The following is a 16,170-nucleotide window of genomic DNA, read 5'->3' on the forward strand; positions in this document are numbered from 1 at the left end:
CGAATACACCTCAAATTGAGTGCCAACATACACACAAGCAACGCGCAATATCGAAACTGGCTTTGCTAAAAAATGTAGCGCACATCAAAAGAGACTGCTGCATTTACAGCTATACGGAGAGAAAATCAAACTCAGGATAAAAAGTTTATTCTTTATAAGATCAGTATTTATAAACACTGGGGCCGTACATGCTGTTTTGCAGACCCACTCAGCAAAACAGCCGTAGGATGAAGATGATTAGAGTCAACGTTGAAGGGCTGGTAAGCCCTTCATGGATATTTTTATAAAACTTACCAACGACCCGTCAAATGCTGCACCACCAAGCTGGTGCTGGCGACACTGACCCACACCAACAAACCTAAAGCCACTGGACGCCAGCCGGTTTGACGCATCCGGCCCAAATCAGTCGACAAACCAATCGCCACCAAAGCCATCGTAATCATCACTGGGGCAATAAACTGCGCGGTTTTAATCATCCAATCAGGCAGCATACTGCCAAACAAAGAAGCCAATAAGAACCACAAGATAAACCAAGGCACCGCTTTCCACACTGAGCCGGTTTCTTCGCTAATGGTTTCTTTGCGACGGGTCATGCCAAATAAGAAAGCAAAAATCAACGTCACTGGAATAATCAACATGGCGCGAGTTAACTTCACAATCGTGGCATAGTCACCGGCATTGTCATTCCATGAATACGCGGCAGCGACCACTGACGAGGTGTCATTAATTGCAGTGCCGGCCCACATACCAAAACCAGTGTCGCTCATGCCCAGCATCTGACCAATCGCAGGAAATACCAGCACGGCGACAATATTAAATAAGAAAATCGTTGATAACGCGAACGCGGTATCGTGCTCATCGGGCTTGACCACAGGGGTAATCGCAGCGATGGCTGAGCCACCACAAATCGCCGTGCCGGTGCCGATTAATACACACAATTTAAGTGGAATTTTCAATAAGCGGCCAAAAATAATGGCACTGAGTACCGCGGCGGTAATGGTGGCAAAAGTGATTTCTAACGAGCTCATGCCGGTTTTAATCACATCGGCAATCGGTAAGCTAAAGCCCAAGCCAACAATCGACCATTGTAAAATTTGCTTGGATGAAAATTGAATCCCCGCGCTAAATTGCGGTGCAATTGTCGTACGACTGCGGATGATAATACCCAGTAAAATCCCAACTACTGCGCCACCCATGAGTGGAAATGCATTACCGACAAGGGTTGAAATAATCGTCAAACCCAAAACCACGGCCAAACCGGGTGCACAGGATTTAAGTTGATTCATGAAGGTCATAAGTTGATCCAGTGATGTTTTTATTTGCGGACAACGCCACTATATCCCCCACCCCTACATCAAGATAAACCGTATTTTCAGGCTATAATCATCGGAAAAACCGATTAAGCGAAAATACCATGCTAAAAATCACCCTCAGAGAGCTCGAAGTGTTTGTCGCCATCAGCCAAGCGGGGCAAGTTACTGCAGCGGGTGCGGCACTTGGGCTTTCACAATCGGCAATGAGTGGCGCGATTGGCGAATTAGAGCGCCGCTTAGGCGTGACCTTGTTTGATCGAATCGGCCGCCGAGTCACGCTCAATGAACACGGCCGCTATTTATTGCCGCGGGCACTCAATATGCTGCAACAAGCCAATGATTTAGAAACCATTTACCAGCAAGGGGCGCCCAGCCGACTTAAAATCGCCGCCAGTCTAACCATCGGCAATTATGTTTTACCGGCGCTGCTCGCGCCTTTAATGCAAGTTGCGAACACCCGCTACGAAGTTGAAATCGGCAATTCACCGGCAGTCATGAAAATGCTGCTCGACTGCAAAGCCGATATTGGCCTGATCGAAGCGCCGCTCACCCACAGTAATTTAATGTGCGAGCTCTGGCTCAAAGATGAAATGGTTATTTTTTGTCATCCTGACCATCCATTGGCGGGAACGACACCCAACCCCTCTGAACTAGCGCAATGCGCGTGGATTTTGCGCGAACCGGGCTCTGGCGTGCGGCAAAGTTTAGAAACCATGCTGTTGCCCCATCTAGGCACCATCAATGTGGTGCTTGAATTAGGTAGTGGCGAAGCGATTCGAGAAGCAATACGACTGAATATGGGCATTAGTTGCGGCTCACGCCGCGCGATCAAGCGCGAATTGGCGGCAGGCACTTTTGCCACCATTCACTTAAAAAACCATGCTTTGGAGCGGCGATTTTTTATTGTGTGGCATGCAGAAAAACAACTTACCGCCGGTGCAGAGCGCTTACGTTTGGCGTGTCATCAATGGCTAGACAACGAACAAGAGGCAGAAAAACAAAGCACTTGATGCGTGCTGACGAACATTGACAAGTGCATGTTATGATTGCATTGATCAACGTGACGCCCTTTCTTGACTCGGTAATCGACAATGCAACTGGCTCGGCTTCAAATCACCAATTTTCGTGGCATTAGTCAAATCGACTTAGCATTGAATGCCAACGCAACAGCGCTCTTTGGCGAAAATAACTGGGGAAAAACCAGCCTCATTAGCGCCCTCTGCCGCTGCCTCTCTAGCCCAGCCCCGATTGCCACTTTATTTACCCATGATGACTTTCATCGCATCGCCAATTCGCGCGCCAGTATTGCGCGCCGCCTACACATTACTTTGGTTTTTCAGTGCCATACACCCAACGCTTGGGGGGCACTGACTTGGCCCAATGCCAATGGGGTGAGCACCTTGGCGCTGCGCTTTGCTGCTGAGCGCTTTGGTCACACCGAGATTCGCGCTCGGCGCAGCTTTATTGGCGCCGATGGCAACGAAATTGAGCACCCCAATAGCGATGCGCTCGCTACGCAATTAATTCAATTGCATCCAGTATTACGCTTTCGCGATATGCAACTCACCGATTGGCTCACCCATCCGCGCCTAGCCAGTCAAGCTCACGATGACGACCCGCTACTGCCCGCCAGTGCCGCGGTGCGCGCCGTGTTTGAGCGAATTCTAACGTTGCCGCATCAGCTGCACCCGCAAGAGTTATCCGCGGGTTTAGCCGCAATGCAAGCGCTGTTTCACGAACAAGCACACTTATTACAAGGCAAAGAGCCACCACAACGGCTGGCAGAACAAATCGCTGCTGCGCCGCTTAATTTTCGTGACGACGACACTTTAATTGAAATCGCCAATCGTTCTGGTTCGAGTTCGCGCCGCGTGACGCTGCTGATGTTGCTCGGTGCTTTATTGGCCGCACGTGGCGAAAACCCACTTCACGCCGATGCCAAACCCATTATGGTGATGGAAGACCCCGAAACCCATCTGCACCCAATTCAATTGGCGATGATTTGGGGCTTAATCGAGCAACTCACCTTACAAAAAATCATCACCACCAACAATGGCGACTTACTTGGCAGCTTTGCGCAGCACGCGCTGCGCCGCTTAGTGCGCCGGAGTAATCACGTACACGTTTATCAATTGGCCGATCACGCGCTATCGATGTCTGACGCCAGAAAAGTCGCTTTTCATATTCGCAGCAATCGCGCCAGCAGCATGTTTGCCCGAGTTTGGCTATTGGTTGAGGGGGAAACTGAGTTTTGGTTATTACCGGAACTTGCGCGAATTTGCGGGGTTAATTTTCCACTCGAAGGCATACGCTGCGTTGAGTTTGCCCAAGCGGGCTTAGCGCCGCTGATTAAATTTGCCGATCATTTGGGCATTCATTGGCATGTGATTTGCGACGGCGACGACGCTGGCATGAAATACCAAAAACGCGCCCGCAGCCTACTAGGGAATCGTCCAGAAGAGCAGCACATTACGATGCTTAACTGCCGCGACATCGAGCACTTTTTGTGGGATAACGGCTTTGCCGACACCTATCGCCAAGCTGCTGCACCACGCGGCGAAATGAATCACTATTACCGTGCCGCACTAGAACAACAGCCACCACTCAACGATGAAGAAATCATCAGCCGCGCGCTACGCCATCACTCCAAACCGGGCATGGCGCTCGAAATCGCCGAAGCCGCCGAAATCAAAGGCCGCCAAGCTGTGCCGGCAGTTTTGCAAAACATGTTTCAAACCCTACAAACTTTAAGCGAAGAAAGCAGCTAATTACTTTGCAATGTATATTCATGTAGCGTACAGAGTATAAAAGCTACATGGATATACCCACAGAAAATACTTTTATGGATCCGGCACAATGGCGCAATTTACTGTATTGATTATTGGTGATGAGATTTTAAGCGGCCGGCGTGTCGACCAGCACTTTGCGGCGATTTTGCAGCGACTGCAGTCGCGCGGCCATACCTTAAGCAGCGTGCATTATTTACCGGATGATCCGGCGACGCTGATCGCACATTTTCAGCGCACTTTGGCCGAAAAGCGCCACGTCATTAGCTGCGGCGGCATTGGCGCTACGCCCGACGACTTTACGCGTGCCGCCCTCGCTAGCGCGCTCAATGTGCCATTACAACTGCAACCGCAAGCAGCGGCACTGATTGAGCAGCGCTTTGGGGATGATGCGTATCCGCATCGCATAAAAATGGCGGAGTTCCCCCAAGGCGCAAGCATCATCCCCAATCCAGTCAACCAAGTGGCGGGCGCGGCGATTGCACAGCATTATTTGCTGCCGGGCTTTCCCACGATGGCTTGGCCGATGGTGGAATGGCTACTCGATCAGTACTACACCGCCGGCACTCTGGCCACTCGCCGCAGCTTGACCGTGCTCGACGCTAAAGAAGGTGATTTGATTGATGTTATGCAAGCCGTTGTCGATCAATGGCCGCAACTGACTTTTTCTAGCTTACCTAGTTTTGGCAACCCCCATTGCCAGCAAGCGCATATCGAATTTAGCGTGCAAGGCGATGTGCACGACAGCCAAACGGCAATTGATTTTTTACAGCAACAATTGAGTCAACTGGGCTATTTATTTTTAGAGCCCGCCAATACGCCGAGCGACTAATTGCTCAACAAATTGGCCAGCATATCAATCGACTCGGACCATTCCGCATCTTGCTCTAAAGCCTCACGTAAAAAAGCAGCTTGGCTGGCCGTCCAAAACGAAGCTTGCGCGATCGGCACGCCTCGAGGCAATGGATGTGCGGCCAAAAACTGCTCAATCGCTTGCGGCTCATTAGGCAAACCCAATTGGGCAAACAAGACTGCCAAGGTATGTGTATTGGTATCCATCGTTCATTCCCTCCCGATAAAAGTTCTAAATTAAACACAGCATCTGATCTTGTTGTAGCTCATTTTTAATCGCTACAAATCAAACACAACGGCATATAAATTGGTATGTCGCGCCCCCTTTCCAGTAAGCTAAGCACTGGCTTTTTTTGCCTTACTGAGGGGGAATAATAATGAGAAAAAAACTATTACCATTACTGCTTGTTACCGCGTTTGCCCACGCCGAGACGCCGGTCATGGAAGACAACTTCAATCAAGATTTAAGTCAATGGATTGGCCTAGGCGGAGAAGAAACCTCGCCAATATACACCTCGATTGAGCCCGATCCGCTCAATGCTGAAAACAAAGCTGCGCGCTTTAATAAACCGGTTAATATTGGCGATATTTTTAGCCGTAAGCAATTTCCAGCCGGCCAATATAAAATTGTTTTTGATTATTTGGGGATGTGCGGCAGCAATTGCGGCGCAACGCTCGGTTTGGATGAAGGCAAACCCGGTCGCAAAGAACAATGGATTGCCAGTACCGCCAATGGATTTCCCAATCGCCTGAAAGACACCAAAAAATGGGAACATTATGAAATCGAATTTAAGGCTAAATTTGATTTCCATTTGAAGTGGGAACAATGGGATTCAGCCAAAGGGGAAGGCAAAGATGCCTTTATTGACAACCTCAAACTCATTCGCCTTGATGCTGACAATACCGCCGCCAGTGCTGCCAGCGTAGTCAAACCGATTACCAGCGGGGCTGCGGGGCCAAGCAGCCCACAGTCGGTGATGTATTTCACCTCTTGGGGTAAACACAGCAGCGATTTTAACGTTAAAAACCTCGAAACCAGCGGCGCGGCCGGCAAAATCACCGTGCTTGAATACGCCTTTGGTAATGTAAAAAACAATCGTTGTGTGGTTGGCGTTGATCAAGCTGGCGAAGGCACGGCCGGTGACGATTACTGGCTACCGTTAGCAGCCGATAAAACGCTCAATGGTTTAGAAGATAAAGGCGACAAAGGCTTATACGGCCATTGGAATCAACTTAAGCAATTAAAGAAAAAATACCCGAATTTAAAAGTGGTCATCAGTTTGGGCGGTTGGACGTGGTCGAAACACTTTTCAGATGCGGCGCTACCGGCCAATCGAGAAGCATTTGTTAAGTCTTGCGTTGATGCCTACATCAAAGGCAATGTGCCGGATAAAAACGGTAAAGTGGTACCTGGCCTTGCCGCTGGGGTATTTGATGGCTTTGATATCGACTGGGAATACCCAGGTTCCGCCGGCAATGATGGCAATATCGTTCGCGAAGAAGACACCCCTAACTATACCGCGCTACTCGCTGAGTTCCGTAAGCAAATCGATGCAGTTCAACCCGGTCTGCTACTCACGATTGCCACGCCTGCGGCCAGCTCAAAATCAGAAAAAATCGAGCTAGAAAAAGTCATTCCGTCATTAAACTGGATCAACCTCATGACGTATGACTTCACCGGCCCATGGTCTGCCACCACCGGACACCATGCCACTTTAATCGGCGGCGCAAAAGACCGAGTTTCAGTGGATAGCACCGTTGATGAATACCTCGGCCGCGGCGTACCTGCCAATAAAATCGTGTTGGGCGTGCCATTTTATGGCTATGGCTGGACCGTAAATAGCTTAGAGAACAACGGCCTGTACCAACCGGCAATCGCTAAAGCCAAAGGTCCACTTGAAGCGGGTTCTGCGCCTTATTCTTACTTAAAAACCTTGCCCGGCACGGTGCATCGCGATGAAAAAACGCGTGCAGTGTGGAAAGTGAATGGTAAAGACGTTTGGGTGTATGACGATGTGCAATTATTAAAAGAGAAAATTGCTTTCGTTAAAAAGAAAAAACTCGGCGGTATTATGGCGTGGGAATTGTCGCAAGACAGCGCCGATGCTGAATTAGTCGACACCATTTACCAAGGACTGATTAAAAAATAATTAGCGAATATTTCGCTAATTTAACCGATTGAAGTGTTTTTTTAAACGGCTGTATCGCCTCAGTTTTTTTAAAGGCGGCAGCCGCTTTTTATTCTTGATCGCACATCATTCATTGCCACTCAGCAAGAGCAATAAGGAATGAATGCACTGGTAAACGAAAACCGCGCTCACAAATTGCGAGCGCGGCAAAATCGGCGTTATCGCCATGCCATTATTTTAAAGTGCGTTTACGCATTAAGTACTGCGATTTTGTCGCTTAATTTCATATAAACAAATCGCTGCCGCATGACCGACATTGAGCGACTCAATGCCTTGCTGCATCGGAATTTTAATCCGCTGCGTGGCCATTTTAGCCAATGCTTCACTCACCCCTGCGCCTTCTGAGCCCAAAACCAGCGCTAAAGACCCAGTCAGCGGAGCATCATAAAGATCAACTGCGCCATCAAGTAAAGTGGCGGCGATTTGTCCTTTAAACTGGCTAGCAAACAGGCAAAGATCGGCGTTTTCAATCATCGGCAAAGCCAGCTGCGCCCCCATACCCGCCCTGAGTACCTTCGGCGACCAGACATCTGCACAGGCACTAGAGAGCAATACCTGCTCAACACCAGCCGCTTGTGCCGTACGCAAAATCGCGCCGACATTGCCCGGATCTTGCACGCCGTCAAGCAACAACACAAACCCCGAATATTGCGCAATTGGTGCAGCAGGAATCGCCACCACGGTCAATACGCCACTGGCACTGGGTAAGTCCGTTAGCTGATTAAATAATGCGTTGGCAAAACAAACCACATGCGCTGGACTGCGCGCCAACAAGGCTTGAATTTCACTACGTTGACAACCAGACTCGGAAACAATGATTTTTTCAATCGGATGGCCCGCATCGAGCCATGCGGCTAATAAATGACTGCCATCGAGCAGGGTTTGTTGCGTTTTAATTCGCTCACGCCGATTTTGCGATAACTTCATCACTTGTTTAAAAAGGCTGTTTTGCGATGAGGTAATAATTTCCATTGATTTCACACTGAAGAGCGGCGAGCGTTATGCGCCAAGGCCTTGCTCGCCAAAATACATATTTGTTTAAAATGCGTGTAGTGAAATTCATTCACTGTGCCATCCAAACCTGAATCGGCATAAATTAAACCCACAGGTTGCGCTCCCACAAAAATGGACATCGCACAGAAGCTTTTTGCGCCAATTTGCGCGACCAATTCTGGCGGTAAATGCGGCGAAAACTGAGTGTAATTATCCGCATTAAGCCAAAAACTCTGTGGTTTTTGCAATAACTTGGTAAAAATATGCTGCTTTTCTAAAGAAATTCGTAATGCATGCAATGGGTCTGTCGGGGTAACACCTTGCACATACCGAGCGCGTAGCGCATTTTCCGCCGCCATCAATAAAGTAAATGCAATGCGCTGCATGCCTAGGCCTTCGGCCAAGGCGCGAACGGCTAAAGCCATAACTTGATTCGTCGGCACCCCTTGCACGCCCGCCAAATGCAAAGCTTGCATTCGTTCAGCCAAGATATCCTTCGCTGGAATTGCAGCAGCCAGATTGGCTGCAGGTGCGGTGCTCGCGGGCGCCGGCCAAGCACCGGGCAACATGACCAAATAACGTGCTGGTGTATACAGTTGACTGCTTTTGCCCTCTTTACGTGCAAAGGCGAGCAACTGCTCAGTCAGCAATTGCCAAACTTGTTCGGCGGGGAAGTTCAACACGCCAGCAATGGTCAGTAACCGCTGCTGAATTTCGTCTTGCCACCACCCTCGCTCTAATTGCCGCGATAAGGGCACTACTGCATGCTGTAGCACGCTGCGCGTTGCGGGCTCAGCATCAACCCGAATGAGATCCAAAATGGCGGTGGGCATTTGCCATTGTTCGAGCAAGCTCAACAAATCCAAAGATGCTGCAGGCGCTTGCTCATCAAGATGGGGACTAATGATTGCCAATGACTCACACAAATTAGCCAACACCGCAGCGGCTTGGATTTCTCCTACTTTGGCATCAAAACGTTTGTTGGCAAAAACCGTAGCTAAGCGCCGTGCCAAGCGCGCTTCAAAAACACGTTTGAGTAGTTGCCCGTACTCCGCCTGATGTGTCGGCAACATGACACTCTCTACCGTTTGTGCGCGAGCAAAACGTTCCAGAAATGGCGTCACACCGATTAACAGGATTGCAGACTCAATCGCCACCACATCTGCCGACATGCTGCTTTTTTGCCGCTGATTCATCATTCTGAGCACTTGTGCGGTCAGTAATGGATCACGTGCGACAATTTCGGCCACTTCACCGGGCCGAATCAGGTCAGCACGGCGAATCATCCCCATCAATTGATTGCGAGACTCTTGCAAGATAGGAATCGCACGGCGATCCCAAAATTGCAGCCAAGCATTACTTACTGATTTTACATTCGCCATAGGAAAAGCTTACCGTCTTTCCAATCATTTAATTCGATCACTTGATCCGCAGGAGCTTCTGGAACCACAAAGGTATTACTAATAAACAAAGTACCAGGACGCATTTGCGCTACCGCTTGCTGCCACAAATCCGGCATTGCCGCAGAGGATAAAAAAGCATACACGCATTCAAAAGCGCCTAAATCAACGTTTTGGTAATCGGTATTGAGCCACGCTACATTGGCAGGCAATCGAACTTTACCGACTAGCCATGGCCCTTTGGCATACTCCACACCACTTAGGCTTAAGTCTTCGCGATGCTGCGCTAAGTAGTGCAAAACAGTACCGGTACCAGCACCAATATCTAAGAAACGCGCCTGCTCTGGCACTATACCTGCTAGTTGTTGTAAAGCAGAGCGATTACTTAAATACAACGGCACTCGCGAGATCATCACCCGGCCAAAGATAAACCAACACAGCAGCAAGGCGAATAAATACCAATACGATTGAATATTTAACTGAGAAAACAGCAGCAGTAATGGCAAAAAGCATAAATGCATCCATTTCCACCAGAAGCGATCATGCAATAAATAAGCGGCTAAAAACGCCGCCATTGGAATGATCATCGTCGCCAGCAAAGGGCTAAAAAAATGACAGATGGGATAAAGAAGCAGCAAAGAAGCCGAAGTGATCAACAAAAAAATGGCGCTTTGCGGCCAATTTGTCACTGACATGCTATTGCACAGGTTTTTTAATTGGATTAACAAAACCTTCCTGCGCCGACGCTACGGGTTCAACGGCATCTTCACTTTGCCCCGCTTGACGACGAATATCCGTTTCTGCATCCCGATTGAGAACCACAATACTGATCCGACGATTCACTGGGTTATAGACATTGCCTTTATCGAGTGGGATCACATCGCCAAAACCATTCACTCGTAATACTTTTTCTGGATCTAAGCCACCAATAATCAACTCGCGACGCGAAGAATTAGCGCGCTCTGACGACAATTCCCAATTGGTAAATCCAGCCGCGCCACCCGCAAATTGCGTGCCGTCGGTATGACCGGCTAATGAAACGGTATTAGGCACTTCATTGAGTAATTGCGCGATTTCTTGCAAAACACCATGCGCATAATCCTCTAATTCGGAACTACCGGATTTAAACATTGGGCGATTTTGCTCATCAACAATTTGAATCCGTAATCCTTCTGCCACCATGTCGAGCTTAATTTGATTTTTGTACTGCCCCAAATTGGTGTTCTGTTTTATTTTATCGTCCATTAAGGCTTCAAACTTTTGCTTTAACTCATTCAATCTTTTTTTGTCTTTTGCTGCCTCGGTTTGCGCTGGTGGCGCCCCCTTATTGACTTGCCCAGCTTGCTTGGTAATGTCATTACCACCGCCTTGAATCAGCGAATCAGCATCACCGGATCCCGAACCACCGGCGTTAGCGACTTTTAAAGGGTTGTTAAAATAATCCGAAATCCCTTTTAAATTCCCTTTAGATACCGAGCCCAGCAGCCACATCAATAAGAAAAATGCCATCATTGCCGTTACAAAGTCGGCATACGCAATTTTCCATGCGCCACCATGATGGCCACCACCACCTTTTTTAATTTTTTTTACAACAATGGGGCGCTGAGAGTCATCGCTCATTATTTATCAACCCTTAAGGACGGCATTATTTAGATTTAGCGTTTTTTACAAACTCTTCTAATTCTTTAAACGAAGGCCGCTCGGTTGAATCCAATGCCTTACGCCCAAATTCAACGGCAACTTGCGGTGCATAGCCATTTAGGCTGGCAATTAACGTCACTTTAATGGTGAGAAAGACTTGATGCCCTTCAGCCATTTTAGTTTCTAATACATTCGCCAATGGCCCAACAAAACCATAGGCCAACCAAATACCCATAAAGGTACCAACCAGCGCAGCACCAATTAATTTACCTAATTCAGACGGAGGTAAGTGCAAAGACCCCATCACATGCACCACCCCCATCACCGCAGCCACAATACCAAATGCCGGCAAACCATCACCCAATTTGGCCATCATTCCTGCTGCCACATGGGCTTCGTTATGATGGGCTTCGATTTCGATATCCATCAGATTTTCGATTTCAAATGCATTTAAATTACCACCGACCATTAAACGCAAATAGTCACAAATAAAATCTGTGACATGATGGTCATGCGCAATTTTGGGGTATTTAGAAAAAATAGGACTGGCGTGCGGATCTTCCACATCGCCTTCAATGGACATCAAGCCTTCTTTGCGCACTTTAGCCAGCAATTCAAATAGGCAAGCAAATAAATCCATATAAAATGCTTTATTAAAAGGCGAGCCTTTAAAAATTGTCGGTAAAGCTTTAGTGAATAATTTCAATCCTTTCGCACTGGAACCGGCAATCATGCCGCCAATTGCACCACCGAAAATAATAATAATTTCAGACGGCTGCCAAAACACTGCCAAATGACCACCATGCCAGACATATGCCCCTAAAATACAGACGCACATAAAAATGTAGCCAATAATGACAAACATAAGCCAGCTTCCTAGTTAGCGATCACGCAAAGAAAATTACTACATTACATCATAGAAGTTACAACAGACCACGACAACGTTTAAAATAACTGACGTTGCGCGTATGCAGCTCGAACAGGTGCAAACGAGGTGCGGTGCTCTGGGATGGGGCCAAATTGGGCCAGCGCCGCCAAATGTTGTGCTGTGCCATAGCCTTTGTGCTGAGCAAAACCATACTGCGGATAGCGTAAATCTAAGGCATACGCTTCGGCATCACGACTCACCTTGGCCAAGATTGAGGCGGCAGAAATACATGCCTCAGTGGCATCACCCTTAATAATCGCCCTGCTAGGCATTGCCAATACTGGCGTCCTATTGCCATCAACTAAAACTTCAGATGGCGTAATCGATAAAGCGCCAACTGCGCGCTGCATCGCGAGCATAGTCGCTTGCAAAATATTAATCTCATCGACCTCAGCGGCAGTAGCACTGGCTACAGCCCAAGCAATCGCCTGCTCTTTAATGCATACAGCTAAACGATCACGTTGTTTTTCTGATAGCTTTTTGGAGTCATTTAACCCTTCAATCGTGTGGTTGCTGGGCAAAATCACTGCACCAGCAAATACCGATCCAACAAGGGGGCCACGCCCTGCCTCGTCAACGCCACATATCAGCATAACTGCGCTCTTTTAGGTAACAACTGCGCCACAGCCGCTGCCGCTCGCGCAGCAGCATCGCATTGCAACGTTTCATGCTGGCTGGTAAACACTGCAGCTAAATCGCTCGCCAAGTTTTTATCCAGCAAATAATTATTTAATGCCTGCGCCAAGTTTTCTGGCACCGCTTCATCTTGTAAAAATTCAGGAACAATAAAACGACCGGCAATAATATTAGGTAAGCTTACATAGGGCAATAAGAACTTTCTTTTGACCATTTTATACGTCAGCGGGCTAATTTTATACGCAACGACAACCGGTTTTTTGGCGAGCATTGCTTCTAATGCCGCAGTACCAGAAGCCAATAAAATTGCATCAGATGCAATCATTGCTTCATGTGAATGACCAAACATTAAACGCCAATCCAGTGCCTGCGCATTTTGTAGCCAGATTTCACTCTCAAAGATTTGTCTAGTTTCGCGAGTAATAAAAGGCACTAAAAAAACCATATCCGATTGCACTTCAGACAATCGTAATGCGGTTTTAACAAAAATAGACGCCATTACTTTCACTTCACGTTGACGGCTACCTGGCAAAACAGCAATTACTTTTTTTGCGGATCCAACATTTAATACTTCACGCATTTTAGATTGCTCATCGATCAAAGGCATTAAATCTGCCAAAGGATGACCAACATAAGTAGCGGGAATATTGGCTTGCTGATAAATTGATTTTTCAAATGGCAAAATAAGCAACATATGCGATACCGCTTTGCCAATTGCTTTAATCCGCTCAGGACGCCAAGCCCATACTGAAGGACTGACGTAATGCACCGTAGGAATGCCTGACCGTTTTACTTTACGCGCCAATCCAATATTAAAATCAGGGGCATCAATCGTAATTAATAAATCCGGTGTTTCCTTTTTAATTGCACGGACTAAGCGTCGCCTTAATTTGAGCAAATTAGGCAAATGCCGCAATACCTCTACAATACCTCCAACAGATAATGTCTCCATAGGCTCAATGGTTTTAGCGCCAGCAGCTAACATTTTAGGGCCAGCAACACCGGAAAATTGAGCAGTTGGAAAATGAAGTAGTAGTGCTTTAATTAAGGCCGCGCCCAATAAATCACCCGAAGCTTCTCCGGCAACAATGGCAATACGCGGCCCTTTCGCTGCGGTAAACAGTTGATCGTTCATAAGTATTAACGAACAATCCCACGTTTGGCTTGATCAAAGAAATTAACGAAGCAATCTAGAGCAGATTCTGTCTTTGCCATTTCACGAATTTGTGCCATTGCATCATTATATGCAACGCCATCTCGATACAAAATTTTATAAGCTTTTTTAACTGCAGAAATAGCTTCAGCGCTAAAACCACGGCGTTTTAAGCCTTCAATATTGATACTTCGAGCACTAGCGCGATTACCTTCGCACATCACAAATGGTGGCAAATCTTGCACAATAATCGAACCACCACCCGCCATGGCATGATCGCCAATAACACAAAATTGATGAACCGCAGTGAGCCCACCTAAAATCACAAAGTCGCCAATCGAAACATGCCCTGCCAATGTTGCATTGTTGGCTAAAATCACGTTATTACCAACAATGCAATCATGCGCAATATGCGCATAGGCCATGATCCAATTATCATTGCCAACAATAGTGTGCCCACGATCTTGCGCTGTACCCACTGAAATCGTCACATTTTGAAAAAATGTATTTCGATCCCCGATCGTTAATTGGGTCGGCTCACCATTATATTTTTTATCTTGCGGCACACAGCCAACAGAACAAAAAGAATGAAATAGATTGTTTTCACCAATCTGGGTGTGACCTTCAATCACGCAATGCGCTTCAACAACGGTACCTGCAGATAATTTAACATTTGGCCCAATAATAGAATATGGACCAATAGTCACATCATCTGCCAGTACAGCATTTGAATCGACCAGCGCAGTAGGATGAATTCTTGGCATATATTTCTTAATTATTAGGTGTAACTTCGCGCTGAGCGCACATTAAATCCGCTTCACAAGCGAGTTCATCGCCAACATAAGCTTTGGCAACATACTTCCAAATACCACGCTTACTGGCCACAATCTCAGCTTTTAAAATCAATTGATCACCCGGCACAACTTGACGCTTAAAACGTGCATTATCAATACCGGCATAAAATAAAATGGTATCTTCTGATGGCGCAGGTTCAATACTTTTGAATGTCAAAATACCTGCAGCTTGGGCCAATGCTTCTAAAATTAACACGCCTGGCATCACTGGATATTTAGGGAAATGACCTTGGAAAAAAGGCTCATTCATTGATACATTTTTTAATGCAACAACTGACTTTCCTTTTTCTAGCTCAAGTACACGATCTACCAATAAAAAAGGATAGCGATGTGGCAAATGTTTCATAATGCCGACAATATCAATAGGTTCCATTTGTTTCTCCTTACTGCTCAGAATCTTTAGCTAAGCATTGTTTCTCGATTTTTTTTACACGCTTAGTCATTTCATCTAAACGCCTAAACTGCAATACATTTCTTGCCCATGATGCATAAGGCATCACCGGTACACCACTAGCGTAAACGCCCGCCTCAGTTAATGAAGACGGCACGCCATTTCCAGCCAATAAAGTAATCCGATCCGCAATGTCAATATGGCCGGCAATCAATACGCCGCCGCCAATCAAGCAATTGGCGCCAATGGTGGTTGATCCAGCAATACCAGTACATGCTGCAATTGCAGTATGCGCGCCAATTTTTACATTATGCGCGACTTGAATTTGATTATCCAAACGCACGCCATCGGCAATCACCGTGTTATCTAAAGCCCCACGATCAATCGTGGTATTGGCGCCGATTTCAACGTGTGAGCCTATCTGTACCCGGCCAATTTGTGGGATTTTTTCCCAGCGCTGACCTGCCCAAGCATTACCAAATCCGTCCGAACCAATCACTGCACCACTATGGATTTCAACATAATCGGCAATTTCAGTATCGGCATAGACCACCACACGGGCATGAAATAAGCAATGCGCGCCAATTTTTGCATTTTGGCCGATGACCGTACCGGCTTGAATCAAGGTATTTGCACCAATAACCGCCCCCGACTCAATGACCACCAAGGGGCCAATCTCTGCGGTTGGATCAACAACCGCATCATCAGCAACAATCGCTGAGTGGTGAATCTTGCCTTGTGCTTTAGGGGCTGGATGCAATAAAGACAATACCCGCGCAATAAACAACTGCGGGTCTTTAATGATGATTTGTGAGCATTGTAATTCAGGTTCAAATTCTCTTAACGCCAAAGCAGAAGCCTGACATGCCTTCGCCTGATTTAGAAATTTATTTCCTAAACAAAATGACAAACAACCTGCAACTGCAGAATCTAAAGATGAAACCGCGGAGATCTCAATATCCTCTCCGCGTAACTCACCACCAAAAGCGTTAATTAATGCCGATAATTTATACAATTTGATTGTTTCAACCACG

The 16,170-nt window shown here is 47.1% G+C and carries 16 protein-coding genes; 4 read left to right on the plus strand and 12 right to left on the minus strand.

Annotation, left to right across the window (positions count from 1 at the left end):
- Window positions 1-290: 290 nt before the first annotated feature.
- Window positions 291-1,295, minus strand: a complete 1,005-nt coding sequence (locus HQN60_RS14485; protein ID WP_173534332.1) for a YeiH family protein — start codon at window positions 1,293-1,295, stop codon at window positions 291-293.
- A 119-nt stretch (window positions 1,296-1,414) separates the two neighbouring features.
- Between HQN60_RS14485 and HQN60_RS14490 the strand changes: the two genes are divergently transcribed.
- The 3 genes from HQN60_RS14490 to HQN60_RS14500 all read left to right on the plus strand — a co-directional run bounded on the left by HQN60_RS14490 (window position 1,415) and on the right by HQN60_RS14500 (window position 4,931).
- Window positions 1,415-2,323, plus strand: coding sequence for a LysR family transcriptional regulator (locus HQN60_RS14490; protein WP_173534333.1), 909 nt, complete (start codon window positions 1,415-1,417; stop codon window positions 2,321-2,323).
- Between the two features lie 81 nt (window positions 2,324-2,404).
- Window positions 2,405-4,081, plus strand: a complete 1,677-nt coding sequence (locus HQN60_RS14495; protein WP_173534334.1) for a DUF2813 domain-containing protein — start codon at window positions 2,405-2,407, stop codon at window positions 4,079-4,081.
- Between the two features lie 88 nt (window positions 4,082-4,169).
- Window positions 4,170-4,931: a competence/damage-inducible protein A gene (locus tag HQN60_RS14500; protein ID WP_173534335.1), complete on the plus strand. Its 762-nt coding sequence runs from the start codon at window positions 4,170-4,172 to the stop codon at window positions 4,929-4,931.
- Here HQN60_RS14500 and HQN60_RS14505 read toward each other — a convergent pair.
- Window positions 4,928-5,158 carry a DUF2789 domain-containing protein gene (locus HQN60_RS14505; RefSeq protein ID WP_173534336.1) on the minus strand — a complete coding sequence of 77 codons (231 nt, stop codon included), beginning with the start codon at window positions 5,156-5,158 and terminating at the stop codon, window positions 4,928-4,930. The two genes, HQN60_RS14500 and HQN60_RS14505, sit on opposite strands and share 4 nt — an antisense overlap.
- Window positions 5,159-5,328: 170 nt before the next feature.
- On the opposite strand from HQN60_RS14505, the gene HQN60_RS14510 reads away from it, so the two are divergent.
- Window positions 5,329-7,101, plus strand: a complete 1,773-nt coding sequence (locus tag HQN60_RS14510; protein ID WP_173534337.1) for a glycoside hydrolase family 18 protein — start codon at window positions 5,329-5,331, stop codon at window positions 7,099-7,101.
- Between the two features lie 234 nt (window positions 7,102-7,335).
- Here the strand turns inward: HQN60_RS14510 and HQN60_RS14515 are convergent, their stop codons facing one another.
- The 10 genes from HQN60_RS14515 to lpxD all read right to left on the minus strand — a co-directional run bounded on the left by HQN60_RS14515 (window position 7,336) and on the right by lpxD (window position 16,169).
- Entirely contained in the window at window positions 7,336-8,112 is a 777-nt protein-coding gene (locus HQN60_RS14515; RefSeq protein ID WP_173534338.1) for a TrmH family RNA methyltransferase, read from the minus strand.
- A gap of 5 nt (window positions 8,113-8,117) precedes the next feature.
- Window positions 8,118-9,515, minus strand: coding sequence for a GAF domain-containing protein (locus tag HQN60_RS14520; protein WP_173534339.1), 1,398 nt, complete (start codon window positions 9,513-9,515; stop codon window positions 8,118-8,120).
- The gene (locus tag HQN60_RS14525; RefSeq protein WP_173534340.1) at window positions 9,503-10,228 is read right to left on the minus strand and encodes a class I SAM-dependent methyltransferase; all 726 of its coding nucleotides are present in this window, start codon (window positions 10,226-10,228) and stop codon (window positions 9,503-9,505) included. Before HQN60_RS14525 ends, HQN60_RS14520 begins: the two co-directional genes overlap by 13 nt.
- 1 nt (window position 10,229) lies before the next feature.
- Entirely contained in the window at window positions 10,230-11,153 is a 924-nt protein-coding gene (motB, locus tag HQN60_RS14530) for a flagellar motor protein MotB (protein ID WP_173534341.1), read from the minus strand.
- Window positions 11,154-11,178: 25 nt separating this feature from the next.
- A complete protein-coding gene (motA, locus tag HQN60_RS14535; RefSeq protein WP_173534342.1) occupies window positions 11,179-12,039 on the minus strand; it encodes a flagellar motor stator protein MotA in 861 nt (286 codons plus the stop codon).
- An 80-nt stretch (window positions 12,040-12,119) separates the two neighbouring features.
- Window positions 12,120-12,695, minus strand: a complete 576-nt coding sequence (rnhB, locus tag HQN60_RS14540) for a ribonuclease HII (RefSeq protein ID WP_173534343.1) — start codon at window positions 12,693-12,695, stop codon at window positions 12,120-12,122.
- Window positions 12,689-13,873: a lipid-A-disaccharide synthase gene (lpxB, locus tag HQN60_RS14545; RefSeq protein ID WP_173534344.1), complete on the minus strand. Its 1,185-nt coding sequence runs from the start codon at window positions 13,871-13,873 to the stop codon at window positions 12,689-12,691. The genes rnhB and lpxB overlap by 7 nt, the downstream gene beginning before the upstream one ends.
- 5 nt (window positions 13,874-13,878) lie before the next feature.
- On the minus strand, window positions 13,879-14,655 hold the full coding sequence (gene lpxA, locus HQN60_RS14550) for an acyl-ACP--UDP-N-acetylglucosamine O-acyltransferase (protein ID WP_173534345.1): 777 nt from the start codon (window positions 14,653-14,655) through the stop codon (window positions 13,879-13,881).
- 7 nt (window positions 14,656-14,662) lie between these two features.
- Window positions 14,663-15,118, minus strand: a complete 456-nt coding sequence (gene fabZ, locus HQN60_RS14555) for a 3-hydroxyacyl-ACP dehydratase FabZ (protein ID WP_173534346.1) — start codon at window positions 15,116-15,118, stop codon at window positions 14,663-14,665.
- 10 nt (window positions 15,119-15,128) lie between these two features.
- The gene (gene lpxD, locus HQN60_RS14560; protein WP_217390147.1) at window positions 15,129-16,169 is read right to left on the minus strand and encodes a UDP-3-O-(3-hydroxymyristoyl)glucosamine N-acyltransferase; all 1,041 of its coding nucleotides are present in this window, start codon (window positions 16,167-16,169) and stop codon (window positions 15,129-15,131) included.
- Window position 16,170 lies beyond the last annotated feature (1 nt).

Source organism: Deefgea piscis (assembly GCF_013284055.1).
GTDB classification, from domain to species: domain Bacteria; phylum Pseudomonadota; class Gammaproteobacteria; order Burkholderiales; family Chitinibacteraceae; genus Deefgea; species Deefgea piscis.